The organism is Streptomyces sp. P9-2, assembly GCF_051903975.1.
In the GTDB taxonomy this organism is placed as follows: domain Bacteria; phylum Actinomycetota; class Actinomycetes; order Streptomycetales; family Streptomycetaceae; genus Streptomyces; species Streptomyces cellulosae.
In genome coordinates this window covers 5,957,697-5,983,467 of the sequence record NZ_CP192633.1, presented here as the reverse complement: position 1 = coordinate 5,983,467, position 25,771 = coordinate 5,957,697, and the positions used below count along the sequence as shown (strand labels likewise).

General features: G+C 72.6%; 21 protein-coding genes and 3 pseudogenes. 7 read left to right on the top strand and 17 right to left on the bottom strand.

Features of this window, described 5'->3' with window-relative positions; all coding sequences use genetic code 11:
- The first annotated feature begins 25 nt into the window (after nt 1-25).
- Together ACQY0Z_RS27025 and ACQY0Z_RS27020 are read left to right on the top strand one after the other, a co-directional pair.
- Nucleotides 26-823 (top strand): ABC transporter ATP-binding protein, encoded by a 798-nt coding sequence (locus tag ACQY0Z_RS27025; RefSeq protein ID WP_439812955.1) that lies wholly within the window; start codon nt 26-28, stop codon nt 821-823.
- Nucleotides 810-1,724 carry an ABC transporter permease gene (locus ACQY0Z_RS27020; protein WP_189904003.1) on the top strand — a complete coding sequence of 305 codons (915 nt, stop codon included), beginning with the start codon at nt 810-812 and terminating at the stop codon, nt 1,722-1,724. Before ACQY0Z_RS27025 ends, ACQY0Z_RS27020 begins: the two co-directional genes overlap by 14 nt.
- Before the next feature lie 24 nt (nt 1,725-1,748).
- Here ACQY0Z_RS27020 and ACQY0Z_RS27015 read toward each other — a convergent pair whose 3' ends face one another.
- The 13 genes and pseudogenes from ACQY0Z_RS27015 to ACQY0Z_RS26955 all read right to left on the bottom strand — a co-directional run bounded on the left by ACQY0Z_RS27015 (nt 1,749) and on the right by ACQY0Z_RS26955 (nt 16,427).
- Nucleotides 1,749-3,917, bottom strand: coding sequence for a discoidin domain-containing protein (locus ACQY0Z_RS27015; protein WP_439812954.1), 2,169 nt, complete (start codon nt 3,915-3,917; stop codon nt 1,749-1,751).
- 49 nt (nt 3,918-3,966) lie between these two features.
- Nucleotides 3,967-5,544 carry a glycoside hydrolase family 13 protein gene (locus ACQY0Z_RS27010; protein WP_439812953.1) on the bottom strand — a complete coding sequence of 526 codons (1,578 nt, stop codon included), beginning with the start codon at nt 5,542-5,544 and terminating at the stop codon, nt 3,967-3,969.
- Between the two features lie 37 nt (nt 5,545-5,581).
- On the bottom strand, nt 5,582-6,448 hold the full coding sequence (locus tag ACQY0Z_RS27005; protein WP_189904009.1) for a carbohydrate ABC transporter permease: 867 nt from the start codon (nt 6,446-6,448) through the stop codon (nt 5,582-5,584).
- A complete protein-coding gene (locus ACQY0Z_RS27000; protein ID WP_347226622.1) occupies nt 6,445-7,392 on the bottom strand; it encodes a carbohydrate ABC transporter permease in 948 nt (315 codons plus the stop codon). Before ACQY0Z_RS27000 ends, ACQY0Z_RS27005 begins: the two co-directional genes overlap by 4 nt.
- A 2-nt stretch (nt 7,393-7,394) precedes the next feature.
- Nucleotides 7,395-8,738 (bottom strand): ABC transporter substrate-binding protein, encoded by a 1,344-nt coding sequence (locus ACQY0Z_RS26995; RefSeq protein ID WP_254587917.1) that lies wholly within the window; start codon nt 8,736-8,738, stop codon nt 7,395-7,397.
- Nucleotides 8,739-8,874: 136 nt separating this feature from the next.
- Nucleotides 8,875-9,873, bottom strand: a complete 999-nt coding sequence (locus tag ACQY0Z_RS26990) for a substrate-binding domain-containing protein (RefSeq protein ID WP_189904015.1) — start codon at nt 9,871-9,873, stop codon at nt 8,875-8,877.
- A 58-nt stretch (nt 9,874-9,931) separates the two neighbouring features.
- Nucleotides 9,932-10,603: a GntR family transcriptional regulator gene (locus ACQY0Z_RS26985; protein ID WP_189904016.1), complete on the bottom strand. Its 672-nt coding sequence runs from the start codon at nt 10,601-10,603 to the stop codon at nt 9,932-9,934.
- Nucleotides 10,600-11,601: a proline racemase family protein gene (locus ACQY0Z_RS26980; RefSeq protein WP_439812952.1), complete on the bottom strand. Its 1,002-nt coding sequence runs from the start codon at nt 11,599-11,601 to the stop codon at nt 10,600-10,602. Before ACQY0Z_RS26980 ends, ACQY0Z_RS26985 begins: the two co-directional genes overlap by 4 nt.
- Nucleotides 11,602-11,614: 13 nt before the next feature.
- Nucleotides 11,615-12,505 carry a dihydrodipicolinate synthase family protein gene (locus tag ACQY0Z_RS26975; RefSeq protein ID WP_189904021.1) on the bottom strand — a complete coding sequence of 297 codons (891 nt, stop codon included), beginning with the start codon at nt 12,503-12,505 and terminating at the stop codon, nt 11,615-11,617.
- A gap of 407 nt (nt 12,506-12,912) precedes the next feature.
- A pseudogene (locus ACQY0Z_RS26970) lies at nt 12,913-14,262 on the bottom strand (NAD(P)/FAD-dependent oxidoreductase); the annotation flags it as partial.
- A complete protein-coding gene (locus tag ACQY0Z_RS26965; RefSeq protein ID WP_189904022.1) occupies nt 14,252-14,545 on the bottom strand; it encodes a (2Fe-2S)-binding protein in 294 nt (97 codons plus the stop codon). The gene ACQY0Z_RS26965 and the pseudogene ACQY0Z_RS26970, both read right to left, overlap by 11 nt.
- Entirely contained in the window at nt 14,542-15,705 is a 1,164-nt protein-coding gene (locus ACQY0Z_RS26960) for an NAD(P)/FAD-dependent oxidoreductase (protein ID WP_189904024.1), read from the bottom strand. The genes ACQY0Z_RS26965 and ACQY0Z_RS26960 overlap by 4 nt, the downstream gene beginning before the upstream one ends.
- A 62-nt stretch (nt 15,706-15,767) precedes the next feature.
- Nucleotides 15,768-16,427: an MmyB family transcriptional regulator gene (locus tag ACQY0Z_RS26955; protein ID WP_254588177.1), complete on the bottom strand. Its 660-nt coding sequence runs from the start codon at nt 16,425-16,427 to the stop codon at nt 15,768-15,770.
- Nucleotides 16,428-16,650: 223 nt separating this feature from the next.
- On the opposite strand from ACQY0Z_RS26955, the gene ACQY0Z_RS26950 reads away from it, so the two are divergent.
- From ACQY0Z_RS26950 to ACQY0Z_RS26940, 3 genes are all read left to right on the top strand, one after another.
- The gene (locus ACQY0Z_RS26950; RefSeq protein ID WP_019525034.1) at nt 16,651-17,301 is read left to right on the top strand and encodes a helix-turn-helix domain-containing protein; all 651 of its coding nucleotides are present in this window, start codon (nt 16,651-16,653) and stop codon (nt 17,299-17,301) included.
- Between the two features lie 31 nt (nt 17,302-17,332).
- Nucleotides 17,333-17,872 carry a toxin-antitoxin system, toxin component gene (locus ACQY0Z_RS26945; protein WP_189904028.1) on the top strand — a complete coding sequence of 180 codons (540 nt, stop codon included), beginning with the start codon at nt 17,333-17,335 and terminating at the stop codon, nt 17,870-17,872.
- Nucleotides 17,873-17,989: 117 nt separating this feature from the next.
- Nucleotides 17,990-18,229, top strand: coding sequence for a hypothetical protein (locus ACQY0Z_RS26940; RefSeq protein WP_189904030.1), 240 nt, complete (start codon nt 17,990-17,992; stop codon nt 18,227-18,229).
- Between the two features lie 175 nt (nt 18,230-18,404).
- Here ACQY0Z_RS26940 and ACQY0Z_RS26935 read toward each other — a convergent pair whose 3' ends face one another.
- Both ACQY0Z_RS26935 and ACQY0Z_RS26930 read right to left on the bottom strand, forming a co-directional pair.
- Nucleotides 18,405-19,064 (bottom strand): 4'-phosphopantetheinyl transferase family protein, encoded by a 660-nt coding sequence (locus ACQY0Z_RS26935; protein WP_254588178.1) that lies wholly within the window; start codon nt 19,062-19,064, stop codon nt 18,405-18,407.
- A complete protein-coding gene (locus tag ACQY0Z_RS26930) occupies nt 19,061-19,918 on the bottom strand; it encodes a metallophosphoesterase family protein (protein ID WP_254588179.1) in 858 nt (285 codons plus the stop codon). Before ACQY0Z_RS26930 ends, ACQY0Z_RS26935 begins: the two co-directional genes overlap by 4 nt.
- A gap of 239 nt (nt 19,919-20,157) precedes the next feature.
- Here ACQY0Z_RS26930 and ACQY0Z_RS26925 point away from each other — a divergent pair, with 239 nt between their 5' ends.
- The gene (locus ACQY0Z_RS26925) at nt 20,158-21,291 is read left to right on the top strand and encodes an ATP-grasp domain-containing protein (protein WP_189904036.1); all 1,134 of its coding nucleotides are present in this window, start codon (nt 20,158-20,160) and stop codon (nt 21,289-21,291) included.
- Between the two features lie 216 nt (nt 21,292-21,507).
- Here ACQY0Z_RS26925 and ACQY0Z_RS26920 read toward each other — a convergent pair whose 3' ends face one another.
- Nucleotides 21,508-22,848, bottom strand: coding sequence for a family 4 glycosyl hydrolase (locus ACQY0Z_RS26920; protein ID WP_189904038.1), 1,341 nt, complete (start codon nt 22,846-22,848; stop codon nt 21,508-21,510).
- 691 nt (nt 22,849-23,539) lie between these two features.
- On the opposite strand from ACQY0Z_RS26920, the pseudogene ACQY0Z_RS26915 reads away from it, so the two are divergent.
- Nucleotides 23,540-24,499: pseudogene (locus ACQY0Z_RS26915) on the top strand (glycoside hydrolase family 16 protein); the annotation flags it as partial.
- A gap of 105 nt (nt 24,500-24,604) precedes the next feature.
- On the opposite strand, the pseudogene ACQY0Z_RS26910 reads toward ACQY0Z_RS26915, so the two are convergent.
- Nucleotides 24,605-25,528: pseudogene (locus ACQY0Z_RS26910) on the bottom strand (helix-turn-helix domain-containing protein).
- Between the last annotated feature and the right edge of the window lie 243 nt (nt 25,529-25,771).

Here is a 25,771-nt window from a genome sequence, read left to right as displayed (position 1 = left end):
CGCACACCACCAGGAGGTGACGACCATGGCCACGACGATGGCCGGGACGGCCGAGGACACCACGACGGCGGCGTACGCCGCGCGGGTCGAGCACGTCTCGAAGTCCTTTCCCGCTCCGGGCGCCCCGGGCGGACGGCAGCTCGTGCTGGACGACATCACCCTCGATGTCGCACCCGGCGAGTTCGTCACCCTCCTGGGCGCCTCGGGGTGCGGAAAGTCCACCCTGCTCAACCTGGTCGCCGGGCTCGACCGGCCGTCCGTCGGCACCATCGGCACCGACGGCCGGCCCGCCCTGATGTTCCAGGAGCACGCCCTGTTCCCGTGGCTGACCGCGGGCAAGAACATCGAACTCGCCCTGAAGCTGCGCGGGGTGGGCAAGCCGGAACGCCGCCAGGAGGCGGAGCGGCTGCTGGAGCTGGTGCGGCTGAAGGACGCGCACGGCAAGCGGGTGCACGAACTGTCCGGCGGCATGCGTCAGCGTGTGGCGCTCGCCCGTGCGCTCGCCCAGGACAGCCGGCTGCTGCTGATGGACGAGCCGTTCGCCGCGCTCGACGCCATCACCCGGGACGTGCTGCACGACGAACTGACCCGGATCTGGCGGGAGACGGGCCTGTCGGTGCTGTTCGTGACGCACAACGTGCGCGAGGCGGTGCGGCTCGCCCAGCGCGTCGTCCTGCTGTCGTCCCGGCCGGGCCGTGTCGCCCGGCAGTGGACGGTGGACCTGCCGCAGCCGCGCCGTCTGGAGGACGCCGCCGTGGCGGAGCTGTCCGCCGAGATCACCGAAGAACTGCGTGGGGAGATCCGCCGACATGGCCAGCACTGAGAAAGCCGCCGGCGTCACCGGGAAGACCGCCGCACCCCAGGACCCGGACGACCTCGCCGGGCTGGAGGCAGGCCTCGACGCGCTGGACGCGACGCAGACGGTCCGCACCCCGCTCGGTCAGACGCTGCTGCGCAAGGTGCTGCCGCCGGTCACCGCCGTCGCCCTGGTGCTGGTGGTGTGGCAGATCCTGGTCTGGGCGGAGGTCGCGCCCCCGTACAAGCTCGCCTCCCCGTCCGACGTGTGGGGCGAGGTGCGCGCCGCGTGGCTCCAGGGCACGCTGCTCGAGTACATCTGGACGTCCGTCTCACGCGGCCTGCTCGGCTTCCTGTTCGCCCTTGCCATCGGCACCCCGCTCGGGCTGCTGGTGGCGCGGGTGTCCTTCGTCCGGGCGGCCATCGGCCCGATCCTGTCGGGTCTGCAGTCGCTGCCGTCGGTCGCCTGGGTGCCGCCCGCCGTGATCTGGCTGGGCCTCAACGACTCGATGATGTTCGCGGTGATCCTGCTCGGCGCGGTGCCGTCCATCGCCAACGGCCTGGTGGCGGGCATCGACCAGATTCCGCCGCTGTTCCTGCGCGCCGGACGCACCCTGGGCGCGACCGGGCTGCGCGGCGCCCGCTACATCGTGATGCCGGCCGCGCTGCCCGGTTACGTGGCCGGTCTCAAGCAGGGCTGGGCGTTCTCCTGGCGCTCGCTGATGGCCGCCGAGATCATCGCCTCCTCGCCCGATCTCGGCGTCGGACTGGGCCAGTTGCTGGAGAACGGCCGCAACAACAGCAGCATGCCGCAGGTGTTCCTGGCGATCCTGCTGATCCTGTGCGTCGGCATCGCCATCGACCTGCTGATCTTCAGCCCGCTGGAGCGGCGCGTGCTGCGCGGGCGGGGCCTGCTCGTCAGCCGCTGACCCCGCCCGCGCGCACCCCGCCCGTCAGGAGCCGTACACCTCGACCTCGCCGAACTGGGCGGCCGGCCAGCCGGTGTTGCCGGTGACGTGCAGCCGCAGATGACGCAGGCTGCCGTCGACCGGGACGGTCACCGTGTTGCCGGTCGCCGGGTCGAAGCGGTGCTCCCGGGCGGCGGCCAGCGTGGTCCACGCGGAGCCGTCGGTGCTGCCCCGCACGGACAGGGTCTGGGTGCGGGCCTGCCACGCGGCCTGCGGCGGCAGTTTCAGCACCACCCGGCGTACGGCGTGGGTGGCGCCCAGGTCGATCGTCAGGGTCTGCGGGAAGGCGTGGTTGGCGGACTCCCAGTAGGTGTGCGCGTCCCCGTCGACCGCCTTGCCGGGGGTGTAGACGTCCTGCGAACCGGTGGCGGTGGCGGGGCGGTTCAGGGCGAGGTTGCGGTCCGGGTCGGGCTGCGGTTCGCCCTGGCCGGGCTCGGGCCAGGTGGAGCAGTCCGACCAGGTGCTGTCCCAGCCGGAGTTGCCCCCGCCGTCGGTGACGGTGAAGGCACCGGACCCTGCCGGGTAGGGGCAGTTGTAGATGCCGGCCGAGCCGACCCCGGTCGCGGTGACGTTCCGGAAGGTCGCCGCTCCTTGCGTCTCCGCCTGGACGACGACCGTCCCGACCCGGTTCACGGTGGCGCGGTCGACGGTGATGTTCCGGGCGGCGAGGCCGCGTCCGCCGCCGGAGACGAACTCGAAGGCGCTGTACGGGCTGTCGGTGATCGTGGTGTTGGTGATCCGTACCTGGGCGTCGATGGCGCTGTCGTAGGAGTCGACGCGCAGGGCGCCCATCGGGTGGTTCCAGTTGGGGTTCATCGCGCCCGTGCGGACCAGGGTGTTGCCGTCGACCGTGATGGTGCCGGACAGCGGGTGGAACGGGTCGAGGAACTTCTGGTTGGAGATCGCGATGCCGCTGCCGAGGGCGTTGGTGTCGGCGATCAGGTTGTTCCGGACGGTGATGTCGGTGCCGCCGTAGATCGCGATGCCGTTGGCGAGGTTCGGCTGGGTGATCGTGTTGTTCTCGAAGACGCTGTTCACGTCGGGCGCGTTCAGCGACCACATGGCGAGGGCGTCGTCGCCCTGGTTGCGCAGGAAGTTGTTGCGGACCTTCACCCCGCGGGCGTTGCCGTTGAGGTTGAGGCCGTCGGCGGTCATGTCGAGGAAGCGGCTGTTCTCGACGACCAGGTTGTCGTTGTTGCCGGTCAGCCAGAGCCCCACCTTGAGGTGCTGGAGCCACATCCCCGAGACGGTCGAGTCCGGGCCGAGGGAGCCGTTGACGAAGTTGTCCGGGCTGGAGTCGACGCGTTCGGTGACCTCGCCGATGACGGCGAAGTCCTTGATGTGGACGTTGCCGGAGGAGGCGGTCTGGTCGATGAAGCGGGAGGTGCGCACGACGGAGTGCCAGTGGCCCGCGCCCCGGAGGGTGACGTTCTGGACGCCGTTCAGGGACGAGGTCAGCCGGTACTCCCCCGGCGGTATCCACACGGTCCCGCCCTGGGCGGCGGCGACGGCCTCGCGGAACGCCTGGGTGGAGTCGCCCTGTCCGGTGGGATCGGCGCCCTTGTCGGTGACGGACACGGAACCGGAGGGGCGGGCGGCGGCCGCGGGCGCCTGCTCGAAGTCGGCCACGTCGACGGTGACCTGGACGTTCGTGGCCTGGAAGGCGACGGTGTCGCCCGCCCGGACGTCCCGGCCCAGCAGCATGCGCGCGTTGGCGTAGAGATGGTGGGTGCGGGCGCCCGGGATCCACGGGGTGTCGACGTAGCTGTACTTGGAGGTGACGGGCAGGGTCCGGTCGAGCCGCTGCCCGTTGACGTACACGTCCAGCGAGCCGGACCGGCCGTCGGGGACGCTGTACGCCACGGTCACGGCGTTGGCCGCGCGCGGCACGGTGAACTCCACGCGCTGTCCCGCGTTGATCCGCACCGCCTGGCGGCCGGACGCCTCGGAGGCGAGCGTGCCCTGGGTGTGATCGGGGCCGATGAGGGTGCCGGTGTGGGGCGCGGACTCGGCCTCGACGGAGGTGAACGGGAGGGTGGCGCCGGCCGCGGCGTGGGCGGGCGGCGGGGCGACGGCGACGAGCAGGCCGGCGGCGAGGGCGACGGCTGTGGCCGCCGCCGGCACGCTTCTTGTGGTTGTGCGGGGGGTGGTCATGGTGCTGGTCCCTTCGTGGTGGGGGTACGGGAACAGACGGAGGCGCGGCTCAGGCGCGCAGCCAGACCGCGGTGTCGCCGGGCAGCCGCCCGGCGGGGTCGAGGAGGCCGCTGGCCAGGAGCGGCGCGGAGTGGGCGGGGAGGCCGACGGGGGTGTCCGAGAGGTTGACCACGCACAGGGCGTCGGCGCGGGCGAAGGCGAGGACGCCGTCGGGTGCGGGCAGCCAGGTCAGCGGGCCGTCGCCGAACTCCGGGCGCAGCCGGATCGCCTCGCGGTAGAGGCGGAGCATGGAGCCGGGGTCCTCGGCCTGCCGGTCGGCGGCGTAGGCGGCCCAGCCGTCGGGCTGCGGCAGCCAGGGCTCGCCGCCGAAGCCGGCATGCGGCTCGCCGGCCGCCCAGGGCAGCGGCACCCTGCATCCGTCGCGGCCGGGGTCGGTGCCGCCGGAGCGGGCGTGCATGGGGTCCTCGATGCGGTCCAGCGGGATGTCCGCCTCTGGCAGGCCGAGTTCCTCGCCCTGGTACACGTAGACCGCGCCGGGCAGCGCGAAGGAGAGGAGTGCGGCGGCGCGGGCTCTGCGGGTGCCGAGTTCCAGGTCGGTGGGGGTGCCGAAGGCCTTGGTGGCGAAGTCGAAGCCGGTGTCGGCGCGGCCGTAGCGGGTGACGGTGCGGGTGACGTCGTGGTTGCACAGCACCCAGGTGGCGGGGGCTCCGACGGGGGCGTGCTCGGCGAGGGTGTCGTCGATCGACGTCCGCAGCCGCCGCGCGTCCCAGGGGCAGGTCATGAAGGAGAAGTTGAACGCGGTGTGCAGTTCGTCGGGGCGCAGGTAGCGGGCGAAGCGTTCGGTGTCGGGGAGCCAGACCTCGCCGACGAAGACGGCCCCGTACTCGTCGGCGACGGCCCGCCAGGCGCGGTACACGTCGTGGAGTTCGTCGCGGTCGACGTAGGGGTGGGGGTCGTGTCCCTCGGTGAAGTCGGGCAGTGCGGGGTCCTTGGCGAGCAGGGCGGCGGAGTCGATGCGGACGCCTGCGACGCCCCGCTCGAACCAGAAGCGCAGGATGTCCTCGTGCTCCTGGCGGACGGCGGGGTGGGCCCAGTTGAGGTCGGGCTGCTCGGGGGCGAACAGGTGCAGGTACCAGTCGCCGTCGGGCAGCCGGGTCCAGGCGGGGCCGCCGAATTCGGACTGCCAGTCGTTGGGCGGGAGTTCGCCGTGCTCGCCGCGTCCCGGGCGGATGTGGAACAGCTCCCGTTCGGGGCCGCCCGCGAGGGCCGCGCGGAACCAGGGGTGCTGGTCGGAGACGTGGTTGGGCACGATGTCGACGATGGTGCGGATGCCCAGTTCCCGTGCCTCGGCGATGAGTTTCTCCGCCTCGGCGAGGGTGCCGAAGGCGGGGTCGACGGCGCGGTAGTCGGCGACGTCGTAGCCGCCGTCCTTCATCGGGGACCGGTACCAGGGGTTGAACCACAGTGCGTCGACGCCCAGTTCGGCGAGGTACGGCAGGCGGGTGCGGACGCCGGCCAGGTCGCCGGTGCCGTCGCCGTCGCCGTCGGCGAAGCTGCGGACGTACACCTGGTAGATGACGGCGGAGCGCCACCATCCGTCGTCGGTGGCAGGGGTGGGCTGTCCCACGTGGGTGCCTTTCTCTTCTGTGGACGGGGGTGCGGTGTCAGCCCTTGGTGCTGCCCGCGCTGATCCCGGCGATGATGTGCCGCTGGAAGACGAGGAACAGCGCGACCATGGGGATGCTGGCGATCACCATCGCGGCGATCAGCACGGTCAGCTGGATGTTCTGCGACAGCTGCACGAGGGCCACGCTGACGGGCTGCTTGTCGGTGTCGGAGAAGACCATCAGCGGCCACAGGAAGTCCTGCCAGACGGCGACCAGCGCGAAGATCGACACCACACCGAGCACCGGGCGGGACATGGGCAGCACGATGGACCACAGGGTGCGCAGCTTTCCCGCGCCGTCGATCTCGGCGGCCTCCAGGACGTCCCTGGGCAGCTGGTCGAAGAACCGCTTGAGCAGGTACAGGTTGAAGGCGTTGGCGACGGCCGGCAGCCAGATGGCGAGCGGGTCGTTGAGCAGCCCGAGGTCCGCGACGGTGAGGTACTTCGGGACGACGAGGGCCTGGGCGGGCACCATCAGCGTGGCGAGGATGCCGCCGAGGACCAGGGCGCCGAAGGCCGGACGCAGCTTGGACAGGGCGTAGGCGGCGGCCGTGCAGAACACGAGCTGGAAGATCCAGGCGCCGGCCGCCTGCACCACCGTGTTCCACAGGTGCGTGGGCAGCCGCATCAGCTCCCAGGCGTCCGCGTACCCGGCGGTGCTCCAGCTCTCGGGGACGAGGGTGGGCGGGGTGCGCGCCACCTCGTCGGGCGACTTCATCGCGCCGGTGGCCATCCAGTACACCGGGAACAGGAACGCCAGCGTGAACAGCGCGACGACGCCGGTGAAGACGGTCCAGTAGACGGCCTTGCCACGGGGGCGGGCCAGGACGGCCGGGGAGACGAGGGTGCGGACGCCGGCGCTCATACGGCCTCCTCGGAGCGGGTGAGGCGGAGGTAGACGGCGGAGAACGCGCCCAGCAGGGCGAGCAGCATGACGCTCAGCGCGCAGGCGCCGCCGAAGTCGTTGTAGAGGAAGGCGTACTTGTAGATGAGGTAGAGGACGGTGACGGTGGCGTTCTCCGGACCGCCCCCGGTGATCACGAACGGTTCGGTGAAGACCTGCATGGTGGCGATGATCTGCAGCAGCATCAGCATGAGGATCACGAACCGGGTCTGCGGGACGGTGATGTGCCGGACGCGCTGGAGCAGGTTGGCGCCGTCGAGTTCGGCGGCCTCGTACAGCTCTCCGGGGATGGACTGGAGCGCGGCGAGGTAGATGAGCACGGTGCCGCCCATGTTGGCCCAGGTGGCGACGATCACCAGGGACACCAGGGCCGTGTCGGCGCCGTTGGACCAGTTGGAGGTCGGCAGGTGGAGGAGGCGCAGCGCCTCGTTGGCGAGGCCGGCGCCCGGGTCGTAGAACCACTTCCACAGCAGGGCGCTCACCACGGGCGGGATCATCACCGGCAGGTAGACGACGACCCGGAAGAACGCCTTGGCGTGGCGGAGTTCGTTGAGGACGAGGGCCAGCACGAAGGGGATCGCGAAGCCGATCAGCAGGGCGAGCAGGGTGAAGGTGAGCGTGTTGCGCCAGGCTGCGGCGAACTCGGGGTCCTGCCAGACGCGGGTGAAGTTGGCGGTGCCGACCCATTCGGGGTCCGAGCCGGGCGTGTACTTCTGGAAGGCGATCACGACGGCGCGGATCGCTGGGTACCAGGAGAACAGCGCGAAGCAGATCAGCCCGCCCAGGAGGAAGCCGTACGCGCGCAGGTGGTCGGTGAGGCGGCGCCGCCTCCGGTCCCCCGCCGGGGACGGCGCCTTCACCGGACGGACCCGCACGGCGGGCGGCCGTTCGACCGTCTTCGTCACCGTCAGCTCCGGGCCAGGATGCCGTCGATCTTGCCGGAGGCGTCCTTCAGCAGCTGGTCGATGTCGGCGTCCTCCTTGGTGAGGACGGCGGAGACGACGCCGTCGAGGACGGAGTAGAGCTGTTGGGCGTGCGGCGGCTCGATCTTCATCTCGAGCTTCTGGTTGCCGTCGAGGAAGGCCTGGTAGTTCTCCACCGGCACGTTGGCGTTGGCCTGCTTGACCTGCTGGTCCTTGGCGTCGGCGGCGCCGGTGAACAGGCGCGGTTCGGGCAGGCCGACGGGGGCGTCGTTCTGCTTGGCGCGGGCGTAGTCGCCGAGGAAGCCGTCACCGGGGGTGAGGAACATGTGGTCGAGCCACTTGAGGCCGGCGCGGATCTGCTCGGGGGTGGCCTTCTTGCTGAACATGTAGCCGTCGCCGCCGACGAGGGTGGCCTTGCCGCCCGGCATGGGGGCGATGGCGATGTTCTTGTACTCGGCGCCCTTCTCCTTCACCAGGATCGGGATGTTGTCGGGGGCGGCGAGGTACATGCCGAGCTTGCCGGAGCCCATCATCTGCTGGGCGTCGTTGATGACGAGCAGCTGTTTGCTGCCCATCGACTCGTCCTTCCACCGCATGTCGTGGAGGGTCTGGAGGACGGCGCGGCCTTCGGGGGTGTCGATCGTGGCCTTCTCGCCGTCGGCGCTCACCACGTCGCCGCCCTGGGAGTACAGCTCGGCGGTGAAGTGCCAGCCGCCCTGGTTCTGCGCGCTGTAGTCGGCGTACCCGACGACGCCGTCGCCGAGCGCGGCGATCTTCTTCGCGGCGGTGCGGACCTCGTCCCAGGTGGCGGGCGGGGTGTCGGGGTCGAGTCCGGCCTTCTCGAACAGCTCCCGGTTGTAGATCAGGCCCATGGAGTAGCCGGTGCGGGGGATGCCGTAGGTCTTGCCGTCGACGGTGTAGATGTCGCGGAGCTGCTGCTGGATGGTGCTGTAGCTCTTGAGTTCCTTCACGTAGGGAGTCAGGTCGGCGGCCTGGTTGATGTCGACGACGTGCTTGGCGTCGGTGAAGTACGTGTAGAAGACGTCCTCCATCTGGCCGCCGGCGAGCTTGGCGTCGAACGTCTTGGGGTCCTGGCAGGGGAACGCGTCGTGCGGGACGACGTCGATGTCCGGGTTCTTCTTCTCGAAGGCGGCGATCTCCTCCTCGAAGAACTGGCGGTCGACCTTGGCGCTCTTGGGCGGCATGCAGTTGACGGTGATGCGCGTCTTGCCGTCGGCGGCGTCGTCGCCGTCCGAGCCGCAGGCCGTCAGCGCGAGGGCGCCGACGCCGAGCGCGACGAGGGTACGGCGGATCCCGGTGCTTCTCATCGGTGGACCCCTTACGGGACAGGAGCGAGTGAACCCCTCGGAACAGGAGCGGTGGGCGGGGCACACTCAAGCACCGACGACAACGGTCCGCAAGATGTCGCGCAGAATTTGAAATTATTCGACAGTTGACGGGCGGTCAGCCGCGCGGCACCTGCCCGGTGGAGCCGCGCACCACCAACTCCGGTTCGAACAGCAGCTCTTCGGGGGCCACCGTGCTGCCGCTGATCTGCGCGTTGAGCAGCTCCACCACGGCTTTGCCCATGGCCTCGATGGGCTGGCGCACCGTGGTGAGCGGGGGTTCGGTGCAGTTCATCAGCGCGGAGTCGTCGTAGCCGACGACGGAGATCTGGCCGGGGACGTCGAGTCCTTTGCGGCGGGCGGCGCGTACGACGCCGAGGGCGAGGGGGTCGCTGGCGCAGATGAAGCCGGTGACGCCCCGCTCGATGAGCCGGGTGGCGGCGGCGTGGCCGCCCTCGATGGAGAACATGGCGCGGGCGACGTGCTCCTCGGGCACCTCGCCGGCCACGGCCCGCGCGGCCGCCAGCTTGCGCGCCGACGGCACGTGGTCGCCGGGGCCGAGCACCAGGCCGATGCGCTCGTGCCCGAGGGAGGCGAGGTGGCGCCAGGCCTGCTCGACGGCCACGGCGTCGTCGCACGACACGGCGGGGAAACCCAGGTGCTCGATGGCCGCGTTGACGAGGACGACGGGGATGTTGCGCTCGGCGAGCTGCCGGTAGTGGTCGTGCGGCGCGTCGGCCTGGGCGTAGAGACCTCCCGCGAACACCACGCCGGACACCTGCTGTTGCAGCAGCAGGGTGACGTAGTCCGCCTCGGAGACCCCGCCGCGGGTCTGGGTGCACAGCACGGGGGTGAGCCCGAGCTGGGCGAGGGCGCCGCCGATGACCTCGGCGAAGGCGGGGAAGATCGGATTCTGCAGCTCGGGCAGGACCAGGCCGACCAGCCGGGCGCGCTCGCCGCGCAGTTGGGTGGGCCGCTCGTAGCCGAGCACGTCCAGGGCGGAGAGCACCGCCTGCCGGGTCGCCTCGGAGACTCCCGGCTTGCCGTTGAGCACCCGGCTGACCGTGGCCTCGCTGACCCCGACCTTCTTCGCCACCACAGCAAGTCGTCGCGTCATGGCCGCAAGCGTAGCGCAAGATACGCAAGAGATTTGCATAATCGCGCAAGATGCCGGGTCATGGCGCTGCCCAGAGTCCCCTCACATGCCCGAGATGACGGCTCATCACCTCCCCTACGGCCTCGGTGTCGCGGGCGAGCAGCGCGTCGAGCAGTTCCAGGTGCTCCTCGGCGGACGCGCGCAGCCGCCCCTGTTCGGCCAGCGCGGTCAGCCCGTACAGCCGGGAGCGGCTGCGCAGGTCGCGGACCACCTCGACGAGATGAGCGTTCCCGGCGAGGGCCAGCAGTCCGAGGTGGAAGCGCTGGTCGGCGTCGATGTACGCGATGAGGTCACCGGCCGCGGCGGCGGCGACGATCTCGTCAGCGACGGGCCGCAGCGCGGCGAGTGCGGTGGGGTCTGCTGTGGCCGCCAGCGCCGCCGTGGTGGGGATCTCGATGAGGGCGCGTACGTGCGTGAACTCGTCGAGCCGGCGCTCGGACACGGCGGTCACCCGGTACCCCTTGTTGGGCACGGCGTCGACCAGCCCCTCCTTGGCGAGGTCGAGCAGCGCCTCGCGGACGGGGGTGGCGGAGACACCGAAGCGGGCCGCGAGCGCGGGCGCCGAGTACACCTCGCCGGGCCGCAGTTCACCGGCGATCAGCGCGGCCCGCAGGGCGTCCGCGACCCGTTCGCGGTAACTGGGGCCGCGTCCGCCGAGGGCGGGCAGGGCGGGGCCGCCGGCGGCGCTCACAGGGCGAACCCCGCGGGGAACGGGTCGGTCGGGTCGAGGAGGTACTGGGCGGTGCCGGTGATCCAGGCCCGTCCGGTGAAGCTGGGCAGGACAGCGGGGTGCCCGGCCACCTCGGTGGTGCCGAGCAGGCGTCCGGTGAAGCTGGTGCCGATGAAGGACTCGTTCACGAACTCGGTGCCGAGCGGGAGTTCACCGCGGGCGTGCAGCTGGGCCATGCGGGCGCTGGTGCCGGTGCCGCACGGGGAACGGTCGAACCAGCCGGGGTGGATCACCATGGCGTGCCGCGAGTGGCGGGCGGTGGAGCCGGGCGCGGTGAGCTGGACGTGGTGGCAGCCGTGGATGGACGGGTCCTCCGGATGCACGGGCTCCCCCTCGGCGTTGAACGCCTCCATCAGGGACAGTCCGGCGGCGAGGATGTCGTCCTTGCGGGAGCGGGCGAAGGGCAGCCCGAACTGCTCCAGCGGCAGGATGGCGTAGAAGTTCCCGCCGTACGCCAGGTCGTACGTGACCGTGTGTCCGTCGGGCAGGGTCGCCTCGCGGTCCAGGGCGACGGAGAAGGACGGCACGTTGCGCAGGGTCACGGCGGTGGCACGGCCGTCCGCGACCGCCACCTCGGCGACGACCAGCCCGGCGGGGGTGTCCAGGCGGACGGTGGTGACGGGCTCGACGACCTCGACCATGCCCGTCTCCACCAGCACGGTCGCCACGCCGATGGTGCCGTGTCCGCACATCGGGAGGTAGCCGGACACCTCGATGTAGACGACGCCCCAGTCGCAGTCGGGCCGGGTGGGCGGCTGGAGGATCGCGCCGCTCATCGCCGCGTGGCCGCGCGGCTCGTTCATCAGCAACTGCTTGACGTGGTCCCGGTGTTCACGGAACCACAGGCGCCGTTCGTTCATCGTGGCACCCGGGATGACGCCGATGCCGCCGGTGATCACCCGGGTGGGCATGCCCTCGGTGTGCGAGTCGACGGCGTGCAGGACGAGTGAGCTGCGCATGTCCCTGCCTCCTCTACGCCAGTCCGGCCGCGACGGCCTTCTCGGTGGCGGCGCGCACGGCCGCCTCCTGCTCGGGGCCCAGCGGGACGCGCGGCGGACGGCAGGGCCCGCCATGGCGTCCGACGAGGTCCATGGACAGCTTGATCGCCTGTACGAACTCCACGCGCGAGTCCCAGCGCAGCAGGGGGTGCAGCTGCCGGTACAGCGGCAGCGCGGTGGTCAAGTCATGGCTTACGGCGGCGCGGTACAGCTCCACGCAGGAGCGGGGCAGGGCGTTGGGGTACCCGGCGATCCATCCCTTCGCCCCGGCGACGGCGAGCTCCAGGAGTACGTCGTCGGCGCCGGCCAACAGGTCAAGATCAGGCGCGAGTTCGGCGATCCGGTAGGCGCGGCGGACGTCCCCGGAGAACTCCTTGACGGCGCGGACGTACCCCTCGCCGTGCAGCCGGGCGAGCAGCTCCGGCACCAGGTCGACCTTGGTGTCGACCGGGTTGTTGTAGGCGACGACGGGCAGTCCGGTGCGGGCGACCTCGGCGTAGTGGGCGACGACGGACCGCTCGCCGGCGCGGTAGGCGTTGGGTGGCAGCAGCATCACCGCCCGGCACCCGGCCTCGGCGGCCTGCTCCGCCCAGCGGCGCGCCTCGGCGGACCCGTAGGCGGCGACCCCGGGCATCACCCGCTCCCCGCCGACGGCGGCGACGGCCGTCTCGACGACCCGGGCGCGCTCCCCGGGGGTGAGCACCTGGTACTCCCCCAGCGACCCGTTCGGCACGACCCCGTCACACCCGTTCGCCACGAGCCAGGAACAGTGCTCGGCGTACCGGTCGAGGTCGACGGTCAGATCGCCGCGCAGCGGCAGCGCGGTGGCGACGAGGACTCCCCGCCAGGGGCGGTGATCGGTCATGGGGATCCTTCCGGCGTGGGCGGGTGGGGACGGGTGGGGCGCGGGGCGGATTCCGAGGGCCGGGGGGAGGCGGGGGCGCCTTCCTGAAGCGGCGGTTCCTGAGGCGGGAGTTCCTGTGGCGGGAGTTCCTGTGGCGGGAGTTCCTGAGGCGGGAGTTCCTGAGGCGGGAGTTCCTGAGGCGGGAGTTCCTGTGGCGGGAGTTGCTGTGCCGTGGGGTCGGATGGCGTCGGAGTACCGGGCCGGGGCTCCCGGTGCGGGCGGCGCTCCTCGGCCGGTCCGTGCGGTCCGGGCGACTCGGACACACCCTGCGGCCCGGCGGGCCCGGCTTGCGGCCCCTCGTCCTCCGGGGGCGCGGCGGCCCCCACCGACGGGCCCGCACCGTCAGGCGCACCCGAGCGGGAGCGACCCTCGTGTCCGGCCGCCAGGACGCCCAGCGGGACCGGGCGGGCGAAAGGGCGGCGGGTCGGTGTGGGCGGGCACCCGGTGACCGCTGCCATCCCCGGTGCGCACATGCGGCCCTGGCACCAGCCCATCCCCGCGCGGGTGAGCAGCTTCACCGTGCGGGTATCGCCGGCGCCGAGGGTGACGGCCTCCCGGACGGCGCCCGCGGTGACCTCCTCGCAGCGGCAGATCACCGTGTCGTCGGGGACGCCCTCGCCCCAGTGAGCGGGCGGGGTGTGCAGGGAGTGCAGGGCCGCCGCGACCGTACGTCCCCGGGCGCGGACCTTGGCGGCCGGCGCCCAGGCAGCCGGATCAGGAGCCGTACCCCGGAGCCGTGCCGCGATCGAGCGTCCCGCGATGTGTCCCTCGGCCAGCGCGAGGGCCGCGCCGCCGATGCCCGTGGCCTCCCCGGCCGCCCACACTCCCGGTACGTCGGTGCGCTGTTCGGCGTCGACGGCGACCGCGTGCCCGTCGAGCCGGCAGCCCAGGGTCTCGGCGAGGTCGGTGTGCGGCAGCATGCCGTGGCCCACCGCGAGGGCGTCGCACGGCAGCAGCCGCTCGGTGCCGGGCCGGACGCGGTCCCGTGCGTCGAGTGCGGCGACGGTGACGCCGGTCAGCCGGTCCACGCCGTGGGCGCGGACCACGGTGTGCCGCGTCAGCACCGGCACCCGGTGGCGCAGCAGCCGGGCCGCGTACCCGGCCGCCTCGGGCAGCTTGCCGGCCAGGGCGCGGGCGTGACGCGGCAGCCGTGCGGGGCCGGTGGACTCGACGAGCGCGGCGACGCGGACGCCCGCCGACGCGAGTCCGGTGGCCACGGGCAGCAGCAGCGGCCCGGTCCCGGCGACCACGACCGTGCCGCCGGGGGTGACGAGACCGCCCTTGAGCATGGCCTGCCCGCCGCCCGCCGTGACGACACCCGGCAGCGTCCATCCGGGGAACGGCAGGACCGTCTCGTACCCGCCGGTGGCCAACAGCACGGCGCCGGCGCGAAGTTCGACGGACTCCCGCTGCTCCGGCCCGAGCAGCGCGTGCACGGTCAGCCCGCAGGAGTCCCGCTCCACGCACCAGACATGGTGCTCCGGCCGTACGTCGACGGTGCTCGCCGCGAGGGCGTCCCGCAGCCGCGTCCAGGTGCGCCGCCCGTGCTGCGGGACGGCGCCTTCGGCGTCGAGGCCGGGCGCGGGCCGGCGGAAGTACTGCCCGCCGGGTCCCGGCGCCGCGTCGACCAGGGCGACCCGGATCCCGCGCCGCGCCGCCGCCAGGGCCGCGGCGATCCCCGCCGGGCCGGCACCGATCACCGCGAGGTCAGTCCTCATGGCCCGTGCCCTCCTGGGTGCGGATGACGTCGCCCGGGCGCACCGGGACGAGGCAGGCCCGTTGGTTGGGGCGGCCGTTGACGGTGACGAGGCAGTCGAAGCAGACGCCGATGCCGCAGAACACCCCGCGCGGGCGTCCGCCGTCCCGGGTCGTGCGCCAGGAGGTGACGCCGGCCGCCCACAGCACGGCGGCGACCGTCCGTCCCGGCAGCGCCTCGACCGACCGCCCGTCGAAGGTCACCTCGAACGCACGCCCGGTGCCGTCCCCTTCGGGAGTCTTCACCGCGCGGCCTCCTTCGTCGGGCGGGGGAAGCGGTCGGGCCGGAACGACGCGAGATCCAGCTCGGGCGTCTTCCCGGTGAGCGCCTGCGCGATCAACAGCCCCGTGCCCGGCGCCAGTCCGATGCCGGCGCCCTCGTGCCCGCAGGCGTGGAACAGCCCCGGCGCCCGCGGGTCGGGGCCGATCGCCGGAAGGTGGTCGGGCAGATACGGCCGGAAACCGGCGTACGTCCGCAGCGCCCGTACCTCGGACAGGAAGGGGAACAGCCGGGTCGCCCCCGCCGCCAGCGCCCGTACGGCTCGCAGCGACAGGGAGCGGTCGAAGCCGACGCGTTCCCGGCTGGCGCCGACGAGCACCGGCCCGGCGGCCGTCCCCTCCACCACCGGGGAGGTCAGCAGGTCCGCCGTGTCGCCCGCGACGTCGGCGACGTAGTCGGCGGCGTACACCTTGTGCCGGATGCGGAGCGGCAGCGGTTCGGTGACGAGGACGAAGCCGCGCCGGGGCATGACGGGAAGGAACACGTCCGCGCGGGAGGCGAGTTCGCCGCCCCAGGTGCCGGCCGCGTTGACGACCGCGGGGGCGAGGACGTCGCCGCGCGGGGTGCGTACGCCGCGCACGGCGCCGTCACGGGCGCGCAGCACACGGGTCACCTCATGGCCGGTGAGGAGGCGGGCGCCGGAGGCCTTCAGCAGGTGTGCCGCCGCGAGGGCGGGCATCACCTGGGCGTCCTGCGGATAGCGCACTCCGCCGGGAAGACCGGGTACAAGGCGCGGTTCGAGGTCATGGAGACGGTCGGCGGTCACGGGTTCGGCGGTCACCCCGGCCGCGCGCTGCGCGTCCGCGAACGCCCGCAGTCCGTCGTACGCCTCCGGGGTCTCCGCGACGACGAGGCCGCCCTTGGCGTCGTACTCGACGTCCGGGCCGTGCCGCGCGGCCAGGTCCGCCCACAGCCGGAGGGACAGCAGGGCCAGGTCGAGTTCGGGTCCTGGCGCCTTGTCGGAGACGAGGAGGTTCCCCTCCCCCGCGCCGGTCGTCCCGCCGGCCACCGGGCCGCGGTCCACGACGGTGACGTCGAGACCGGCGCGAGCCGCGTACAGGGCGCAGGCGGCGCCCGTCATCCCGGCGCCCACCACCACGACATCGCAGGTCAGCGACTCGCTCACGCCAGTACTATGTCACACATCACACTGCCGTGGAACAGGGCGGGAACGGGCGATCGGCGGGCTCAGCCGGCGGTGGGAACCACGCGCAGGTGGGAGGCGGCGCGGCGGTTCCTGCGGTCCCGTCCTGCGGGGCGGGGCGTCTCGCGCAGGACGAACGTCACCCGGCGGCAGCCCATCTCCTCGAGCACGGAGGTGGACTCCACCAGCAGACGGCACTCCGTGGTGCCCCAGCGAGGGTCCGGGTGCAGCAACGGACGTACGGAGCCGTCGTGCCCGGCGGCCCGCTCGCCCACGGCGCGCAGCCAGTGGGGCAGGCCGTGCCGGAAGGCGGCCTCCATGATCGGGTCCTGGGCGATGTCCCTGCGTACGGCGTGCAGCACGGGGTCGTGGGGGTGCCGCTCGGCGGTCGCGGAGAAGTCCGCGAGCATGGGCAGGCACCAGCTCGCCTCGTGGTCGCCCAGCACCGTGGCGGCGTCCGGGTGGAACAGCACGAAGCGCAGGAAGTTGGCACCGGGGTGGGCCGTCGGGTGCGGCTCCACGCCCTGGAAAAGTGTCCGGAAGGCGCCGTTGGTGAGCAGGACGTCCCACCGGTGGTCCACCACCAGCGACGGGAAGGGTACGGAGTCCAGCAGGACGGCGTAGTCCCGCAGATAGTCGTGGGCCTCGGAAGTCCCGGGGCCGGGCCGCGGTGCCGGCCGCTGCCCTCCTGCCTGAAATGCCATCGGGAGGTCACCCCTCTTGCCTGTGCGGCCCTGACGCGGCGCCCCGATCCTGGTGCCCGGAGCGTCGGCATGTCAACTATCGTGGCATTCCGCGACGGTTGACGGCTGAAATTGGCCACAGTTGTGGCGAGACCTGGATGCGAGTTCGATACACCGGCTAGTCTCCGTGAGGTTCACGGCAATCGCTTGTGAGAAGCCTGTGAGAGACGTAGGAGATCTTTCGGTGACGGGTGGCTTCGAGGGTCCGGGCACCGCGCCGACGACCGCGCTGTCCGCCGTCGTCGCCCGCGTCACCGCACTCGCCGACCGGCTCGGCGTGGCGCACGGCGAGGTCTTCGACGTGGGCCGGCTGTCCGTGGCGTCCGGCGTCCCGGAGCCCGTGGTGAAGGCGCTGCTGAGCGGGCAGCCCGCGGGCGAGCCCGATGTGCAGGCGCGTTTCCTGCAGCGGCTGGACCTGCTGCGCCGTACGCGGCTGAAGCCGAACGGGCGCAAGTACACGCAGCAGGAGATCGCCGACGGGGCGGGCATGTCCCGGCAACAGGCCGGCGCGCTCATCAACGGCGACCGGCGGCCCACCATGGAGCACTGCGACGCCCTCCAGCGGTTCTTCCGGGTGCACGCCGGTTTCCTCACCGCCGAGGACCCGGAGGCGCTGGCGAGCGCCCTCCAGCACACCGAGCAGGAGCTGCTCCAGAAGCTCGCGGAGCGGGAGTCGGCCCCGGCGGCCGACGATCCGCTGGAGCGGCTGCTGCAGGACCACGGGGTGCGGGGCATCGCCTGGCGGGCCGCGCAGCTGCCCACCGACCAGCACCGCGACAAGGTCGCGGAATGGCTGGACATGCTCCTGGAGAGCGTCCAGCGGCCCAAGTCGTGACCCGGGGAGAACTGTGGGCATCGGTAGGGAAATGCGCCGCTTGTGCGGCGAGTTGGTCACGGAGCTGACGCTTCCCGTCCCGGCGCGGCCCGCCGATCTCTACGCCGCCCTGTGCGAGGCGATGAGCCGGCGCCGGGGGCGGCCGGTGCTGTTCCGCACGGCGGCCTTCCCGCCGGGCACCGCGAGCGGGCTGTGGCTCGACATGGCGGACCAGGACCTCGTCGTGGTCGAGGAACGCACCGCGCCCGACCACCAGTTGGTGATCCTGGGTCACGAACTGTGGCACATGAAGGCCGGCCACTGCGGCCACCATGTCGCGGGCGCGGAGGTCGCGACCCGGTTATGGGGCGCGTCCCTCGACGACGACACGCTGCGGGCGACGGTGCTGCGGGTCGCCGCGCGCACGCGGTTCGACCTCGCGGAGGAGAAGGAGGCCGAGGCGTTCGGGCTGCTGCTGGCCAGCAAGTGCCGGACGTTCCTGGCCGGTTCGTCGCTGCGGGGTCCCGTCCAGCGGGACCATCTGGCGGGGCGGATCGGTGCGTCGCTGGGGTACCTGGGTCCGCAGAGCTGACGCCCTGCCGGCGGCGGCTCGGGGCGATTGTCAGTGGTGGGCGGCAAGCTGGTGGTGCGCCCCCGTTCGTGCCGGGGGCGCGGGGACCCACGCCGACGACACGGGGAGAGCCGAGCGATGCCCACCGCCGTACTGACCGACCGCGAGCGCACCGCCGTCCAGGCCTATCTCAGACTGCTGCACACGGTTCGCGCCGCCTTCGGCGGCGACGGTTCCGGCCCGGCGGGGCCGGCTGTGCTGCCGGTGGTCCCGCCGTCCGTCCTCGCGGAGGCGGAGGCCGCGTTGGAGGGGGCGGGGCTGGCGGGGAACGAGGAGGAGTTCTTCAGGATGGTGCGGGAGTGGCAGCCGGGGCGCTGAGGTTTTGGCGCGTCGCGCCGGGGTCTGACCGGAGGTCGGGCGGCTGCGGCGCCGTGGGGTTGCCCGCGCAGTTTCCCGCGCCCCTTGGGAGCGCGGGGAACTGCGCGCCCAGCCCGCACCGGCCGGCACGACGGCGACCTGCCGACCGCCCCACGGCGCGCCGCCGATCCCGCGCTCACCCGTGTGGGACGGTCACCGCCGTGGCGAGCAGGGAGCCCTGGGCGGTCCACGCACCGGTGAAGTGATCCAGGCGGCGGCCTGAAACCACCGGGCCCGGAACCAACAACTCCGCGTGAAAAGTGCCGTCTCCCTGGACGGCGATGTCCGCCTCCGAGAAGTCCAGCCACTTCCGCGTGAGCGGATACCACGCCTTGTAGACGGACTCCTTTACGCTGAACAGCAGCCGATCCCAGTGCACGTCCGGTCGCTCCGCGAGGAGGCGGGCGATGCGAGCCGCCTCCTGAGGCAGGGCGATGGTGGACAGCACGCCCTCGGGAAGCGGCGCGTGCGGCTCCGCGTCGATGCCGAGGGACGCCACGTCACCGACGTGGACCAGCGCAGCGGCGCAGTAGCCCTCGCAGTGCGTCATGCTGCCGGTCACCCCCTCGGGCCAGACGGGCGCGCCCCGCTCGCCGGAGACGACGGGCACCGCGGGCACGCCGAGCTTCTCCATGGCGCGCCGGGCACAGGACCGTACGGCCGTGAACTCGCGGCGGCGCTTGGCGACCGCGCGGGTGAGGAGGGCCTCCTCCTCGGGGAACAGGGGGGCGTCCACGCCCTCGTCGCCGTAGGCCTCGACGGCGGCCACCGTCGGCGGGACCAGAGCCTCGATCACCGGGCCGGCTCCTCCACGGGCAGGATCCGGCGGAGCCGGCCCGGTGGGGTCGGCCGTTCGCGCCACTCGCGTGGGTAGCCCACCGAGACCTCCTCGAAGCGGATGCCGTCCTGGTAGGTCGTGCGGGGGATGTGCAGGTGGCCGTAGACCGAAATCTGCACGGGATATCGCTGGTGCCAGTCCTCGGTCAGCGTGGTGCCGCACCACATGGCGAACTCCGGGTACCACAGCACCTCGGTGGGATGGCGGTGCAGCGGCCAGTGCGTGACGGGGATCAGGGGGAGGTCCCCGGGGAGCTCAGCGAGGCGGCGTCGGGTCTCGTCGACGCGCGCCCTGCACCAGTCCTCACGGGTCGGATACGGGTCCGGGTGCAGCAGGCGCTCGTCCGTGCAGACCACCCCGGTGCCGTGCGCGTACTCCAGGCCCTCCTCCTTGGTGGTGCAGCCGGGCGGGAGGAACGAGTAGTCGTACAGGAGGAAGAGGGGCACGACGGCGACCGGGCCGCCGGGGCCGTCCCAGACCGGGTACGGGTCCTCGGGGGTGAGCACGCCCAGTTCGCGGCACTGCTCGACCAGGTGGTCGTAGCGGGCGACGCCCCGCAGGGTGACGGCATCACTCGGGTGGGTCCACAGTTCGTGGTTCCCCGGTGTCCAGATCACGCGGGCGAAGCGTCCGGCGAGGGTCTTGAGGGCCCAGCGGATGTCCTCCACCGTCTCCGCGACGTCGCCGGCGACCAGCAGCCAGTCTCCGTCGGACTCGGGCCGCATGTCCTCGACCAGGTCGCGGTTCTCGGCGTAGCCGATGTGCAGATCACTGATGGCCCACAGCTGGGGGCCGCCTCCACCCGTCGCCATCACCGTCGTCCCTTCAGCAGCCGCCGGACCTCACCACGAGATCACAAACGCCCCGCCGGAACAACCGCGGACCGTCACCCGACCGTGGTATCAGGAGGGCCCTTCTTGGTCGTATGATCTGCCCTACACCACCGCCATGGACACGTCTTTTCCCGCACGGCGGTTCGGTGCACCTCCCTACGTCATGCCCGGGCACGGGCTGCTCCGCCCTGCCCGCACACCGTTGAAAGGCGGCCTGCATGGTCTCTCGCGTACGCGTCTGGCTCAACCGCACGTACGCGGAGAACGTGTTCTTCATGGATCAGCTGCGGCGAAATCCCAGCGACCGGGCCGTCGAGATCCATGCCACCCACGGCGACCCCGACTCCCCCGTCCTCGCCGCGGCCGACACGGCCGAGCTGGAGCCGGAGGGCCTCTCCCCCGCCGCGTACGTCGAGTACGCGCTCACCCAGTGCGAGCGGCGCGGCATCGACGTGTTCGTGCCCCGGCTGCACCAGTCGGCGATCGTGGCGCACCGCGCCGAGTTCGAGGCGGCCGGGACCGCACTGCTGGCCCCGCCCCCGGAGGCGGTGGCCGTGTTCGAGGACAAGGTGGTCGCCTACCAGGCGGTCGAGTCGATAGGCGTCCCCGTGCCGCCGTGGTGGCGGGTCCGTGGCGCCGACGAACTCCTCATCGCCGTCGAGGAGTTGGAGCGGATGGGTCACCGGGCCTGTTTCAAGCCCGCGTCCGGCGCGGGCGGGGTCGGCTTCCGCATGATCACCCGCGAGCCTTTCGGGCTCTCCCAGCTGAGGGGCTTCCCCGGCCCGCAGGTCCCGCTCGACCTGGTGCTGGAGTCCCTGCGCCGGGCCGAGGAGCCCGTCGACTGGCTGGTGATGCCGCGGCTGGAACAGCCGGAGGTGTCCGTGGACTGCCTCACCGGGCCGGACAACCGGGTCCGGCTGGCGATCGGCCGCACCAAGCACGGCCGCCGGCGGGGCTTCACCCTGCACGAGCAGTGGCTGGAGCCGGCCCGGCGGATCGCGGAGGGCTTCGGCCTGCACCACCTGTCCAACATCCAGTTCCGGATGCTCGGCGACCGGCCGGTGCTGATGGACGTCAACACGCGCCCCGCGGGCGGGCTGCACCAGCTCGCGCAGTGCGGGGTGAACGTGCCCTGGGCGGCGGTGCGGCTGGCGCTCGGCGACGACCCGGGCCGGATCGAACCGCCCTTCCTGGGCCAGGACTACACGGTGGTGTCCGGTCCGCGCCCGCTGCTGCCGGTGACGGTGCCACGGCGGCGGACCGAGTCGCCGGCGGTCACGGGCACGCTGGACGCGCTGCCCGCGCAGGCGACGCCCGTCGAGCCGCGGGCGGCGTCGGGGGCGCTGCAGTAGGGCCGCCGCATCGGGTGACGGCGGGCCGGCGACGGGCTTCCTGGAATTTTCTCAAAGAAATCCGCGCCAGGGTGTATCAGGCCCCGGGCTCCGTGCTCTTGATGGTGAACGGCGACTGGGGAAGCCGCCGGGGGGAGCACGGGGGACCGGGGGGAGCTCGGGTCGGTCGGCCGCTGTCACGGGGGGCGACCGGCCGGCCCGATGCCAACTCCCCGTCTACCGCCCCAGGTAGGCGAGTCCGGGGTGGACGGCCGTGTAGGCGTCCACGAGCCGGCGGGCCACGCTCACCGAGTCCACCAGCGGGTGCAGGGCGAAGGCCTTGACCGCCGTGGCGCGGGACCCCGACCGGACCGCCTCCATCACCTCACGCTCCACGGCCTTCACGGCGCAGACCAGACCGACGGCGTGCCCGGGAAGCGGATCGGCCGATACGGGGTGCGCCCCGTTCGCGTCCACCAGGCAGGGCACCTCGATCACGGCGTCGTCGTCCAGCGCTGAAAGGGTTCCGCGGTTGCGGACGTCGAGGATCAGGGTGGCGCGCTCGTCCCGGGCGATGGCCCGCATCAGCGCGAGCGCCACCTTCTCGTAACCGCCCGACAGGTCGTCGGCCTCGCGCTCCCCCGCGCCGGCCGCCTCCCGGTTCTCGCTCATGTAGGTCGCCTCCCGCTCGGCGCGGGTTCGGTCCCACAACTCCAGCGCGGACACGGCCGGGTCGGCGGTCCCGGCGTAGAAGCTCTCCTGCTGGTCGCGCAGGAAGGCGCCGCGGGTCTTCTCCGCCTCCCGGTAGGCCTGCACGGCCTCGCGGTTGAAGTAGTAGTAGTGCAGGTACTCGTTGGGGATCGCGCCCAGCGAGCGCAGCCAGTCCGCGCCGAACAGCCGGCCCTCCTCGAACGAGCCGAGCAGCGCGGGGTCGGCGAGCAGACGCGGCAGCTGGTCCCGGCCGGCCACGCGCAGGCCGCGTACCCAGCCGAGGTGGTTGAGGCCGACGTAGTCGATCCACGCCTCGTCGGGTTTGGCGCCGAGCACCCGGGCGATACGGCGGCCGAGCCCGACGGGCGAGTCGCAGATGCCGATGACGCGGTCGCCGAGGTGGCGGGACATGGCCTCGGTGACCAGGCCGGCGGGGTTGGTGAAGTTGATGACCCAGGCGTCGGGGGCGAGGCGGGCCACCCGGCGGGCGATGTCGACGGCGACGGGCACGGTGCGCAGCCCGTAGGCGATGCCTCCGGCGCCCACGGTCTCCTGCCCGAGCACCCCCTCGGCGAGGGCGACCCGCTCGTCGTTCGCCCTTCCCTCCAGCCCGCCGACACGGATGGCGGAGAACACGAAGTCCGCGCCGCGCAGCGCCTCGTCCAGATCGGTGGTCGCGACCACCTCGGGCGCGTCGGCCACCCCGGCGGCCTGCTCCCCCAGCACCCGCGAGATGGCCCGCAACCGCCCGGCGTCCACGTCGTGCAGCACGACCCGGGTCACCCGCCCGGGCCCCCGGTCCCCGAGCAGCGCCCCATAAACGAGCGGCACCCGAAACCCACCACCACCAAGAATCGCCAGCCTCACACCCACACCTCCCGCAGCAGCCTCAACGCCGACCCTACAAGCGCCCCGAAAGGGGCGCGGGGAACTGCGCGCCCAACCCCCACAACGCGGCACCCGCGGGGGCGAGCCGACAAGGGGCGGCCTCCTCCAACACACCCGCACCCCCATCACCCCAAAAGGGCCGCGGGGAACTTCGCGCCCAGCCCTCACAACGCGGCACCCGCGGGGCCAGCCGCCACAGGGCGCCCCCGTCAAACACACGCGCACCGCAAACGCCTCAAGGGGGCGCGGGGAACTGCGCGATCAACCTGCTGGTGCCGGCCACGACGGCGCTGCTCGGCCGCCACGCCTGGGTGGGCCCCGGCCCCGCTGCGCCGGCCCACGACCGGTTCGGGGTGAGCGAGGAGGCACGCGAACTCCCCCGGCAGAAGGCGCCGTCGGGAGTCCGAGAGACGGCGCGGCGTCCGGGGCTCCGGTCCCAGGCACCCTACGCGCCCAACACCCCGCCCCGGTTTCCCCGGTTCGCTCCCATTCGAGAGGTGAACTCCCGTACGGGCAACGGAGTTTTACGGTTACACCTCTTGACGCCGGAGGGGCCCCGGAGCACATTGGCGGGACCGTGAGAGCGCTCTCACGCTGAATCCGAGCTCTCAGTTCCGGGCTCTCGAGGACCTACCCGCACAACCATCAGCACCGAGAGGTCATCCCCCACATGAACGACACCTCCGGCACACCCCGAACCCCCCACAAACGGCGGCGGCTGAGGCGCACGCTCGTCGCCCTCACGGGCGCACTGGCGCTCGGGGCGGGCGTGCTCGCCCTCAACGGCCCCACCGCCAGCGCCTCCGCGCCGCCCCCGCCGTCGGGCTGGACCCAGGTCTTCGCCGACGACTTCGACGGCGCCGAGGGCAGCGGAGTCGACACCGGCAACTGGCGCTACGCCACCGGCACCGGCTACCCCGGCGGCCCCTCCAACTGGGGCACCGGCGAGATCGAGACGATGACGTCGAACCCGGAGAACGTCTCCCTCGACGGCAACGGCAACCTGCGCATCACGCCCCGGCGCGACGGCGCCGGCAACTGGACGTCGGGGCGCGTCGAGACCAACCGCGACGACTTCCAGCCCCCGGCCGGCGGCAAACTCCGCGTCGAGGCCCGTATCCAGGTCCCGAACGTCACCGGCGACGCCGCCAAGGGCTACTGGCCCGCGTTCTGGATGCTTGGCGCCCCGTACCGGGGCGACTACTGGAACTGGCCCGCCGTCGGCGAGCTGGACATCATGGAGAACACCCAGGGCATGAACACGGTGTTCGCCACGATGCACTGCGGCACCTCGCCGGGCGGCCCGTGCAACGAGACCAGCGGCATCGGCGGCCAGACCACCTGCCAGGGCACGTCCTGTCAGGCCGGCTTCCACACCTACCGGGTGGAGTGGGACCGCTCGTCGGACGTGGAGGAGATCCGCTTCTACCTCGACGACAACAACTTCCATACCGTCCGGGAGAACCAGGTCGACGCGACGACCTGGACGAACGCCACGGACCACGGCTTCTTCGTCATCCTCAACGTGGCGATGGGCGGCGGCTTCCCCGACGCGTTCGGCGGCGGCCCCGACGCGGGCACCCAGCCCGGCCACTCGATGCTCGTGGACTACGTGCAGGTGCTCACCTCCCCCTGACCCTCCGTCCCCACCCCCCACACACCCGGCCCTCCCGGCCGGTGGCGAGGGCCCCGCGCATCCCGCGCGGGGCCCTCGTCGCGTCCCGGGCGCCGCCGCTCAGCGGTGTTCGGCGCGGAACGCGGCCGGGGCGGTGCCGGTGTGCTGCTGGAAGAACTTGGAGAAGTTCGCCGCGTCCGGGAAGCCGACGGCGGCGCCGACGCGTGCCGTCGGCAGATCGGTGTGCGCGAGGAGCCGCTTGGCCTCCAGCACCACCCGCTTGTCGATGAACGCCTTGGGCGTCTCCCCGGTGGCGGCGCGCACCACACGGGCCAGGGTCCGCCGCGAGCAGCCGAGGGCGTCGGCGTACGCGGTGACGCTGTGGACGGTGGCGAAGTCCCGTTCCACCGCCTCGCGGAAGAGGGTGAAGGCGCTGTCCTCGGCCGGCCGGGCCGCGCCCTCGGAGCCGGCGGCGAGATGGGCGAGGCGCAGCAGGAACGCGGTCAACGCGTGCCGCAGCACGGCCGTGTGGAGGCTCAGCGGCAGGGTGTCGGTGTCCTCGTACTCGCGGCGCAGCTGGTCGGAGGCGGCGCGGAGCGCGGCGAGCCGGGCCGGGCCGGGGCGCATCAGCGGGGGCCGGTCGTAGCGGTAGAGGCCGGTGGCCTCGACGGTGGCGCGGGGCAGGAAGCCGGGCTGCATGGCGAGGACGGTTCCGCGGTACTCGGCGTCCCGGGAGAAGCGGTGGGCCTGCCCCGGGCGGATCCACAGCACGTCGCCCGCCGTGGCCTCGTACTCGGTGAAGTCGATCATGTACCGGAGCGGTCCGCCGTCGAGCAGCATCACGATGGGGATTCGATGCGGTGCACCCGGTCCAGGGGTGCGTCGGCCGCGCCAGGTGCGGTCGGGGCGCATGGGGGCGATCCGCATGCCGACCCCGCAGACGCTCCGCTCGACCGGGAAGGGAAAGGTTCTGATTCCGCCGCCGTCGCCCCCGTCCGCCGTCCGGGCGCCGCCGTCACCCCCCTGGGGGAATCCGCCTGCCATGTCTCCCATGTCCGTCACGAGCCCGTCGGGCACCCCGTCCGGGGGCGCCCGTGTCCCACTTTCACCACAGGCCGGCACACCGGAACCTCGTTGTGAATAAGTCAGACTTTTACTCTTGAACGCGCTGCAGAGTTCCTTACGCCCGGATCGAGGACCACGTGGAGACGAGCACCCGCACGGGGACCGGCACGGCCGACCGGCGGGAATCGGCGGACACCGGGCGCGGTTGACGCGAGCGCGAGA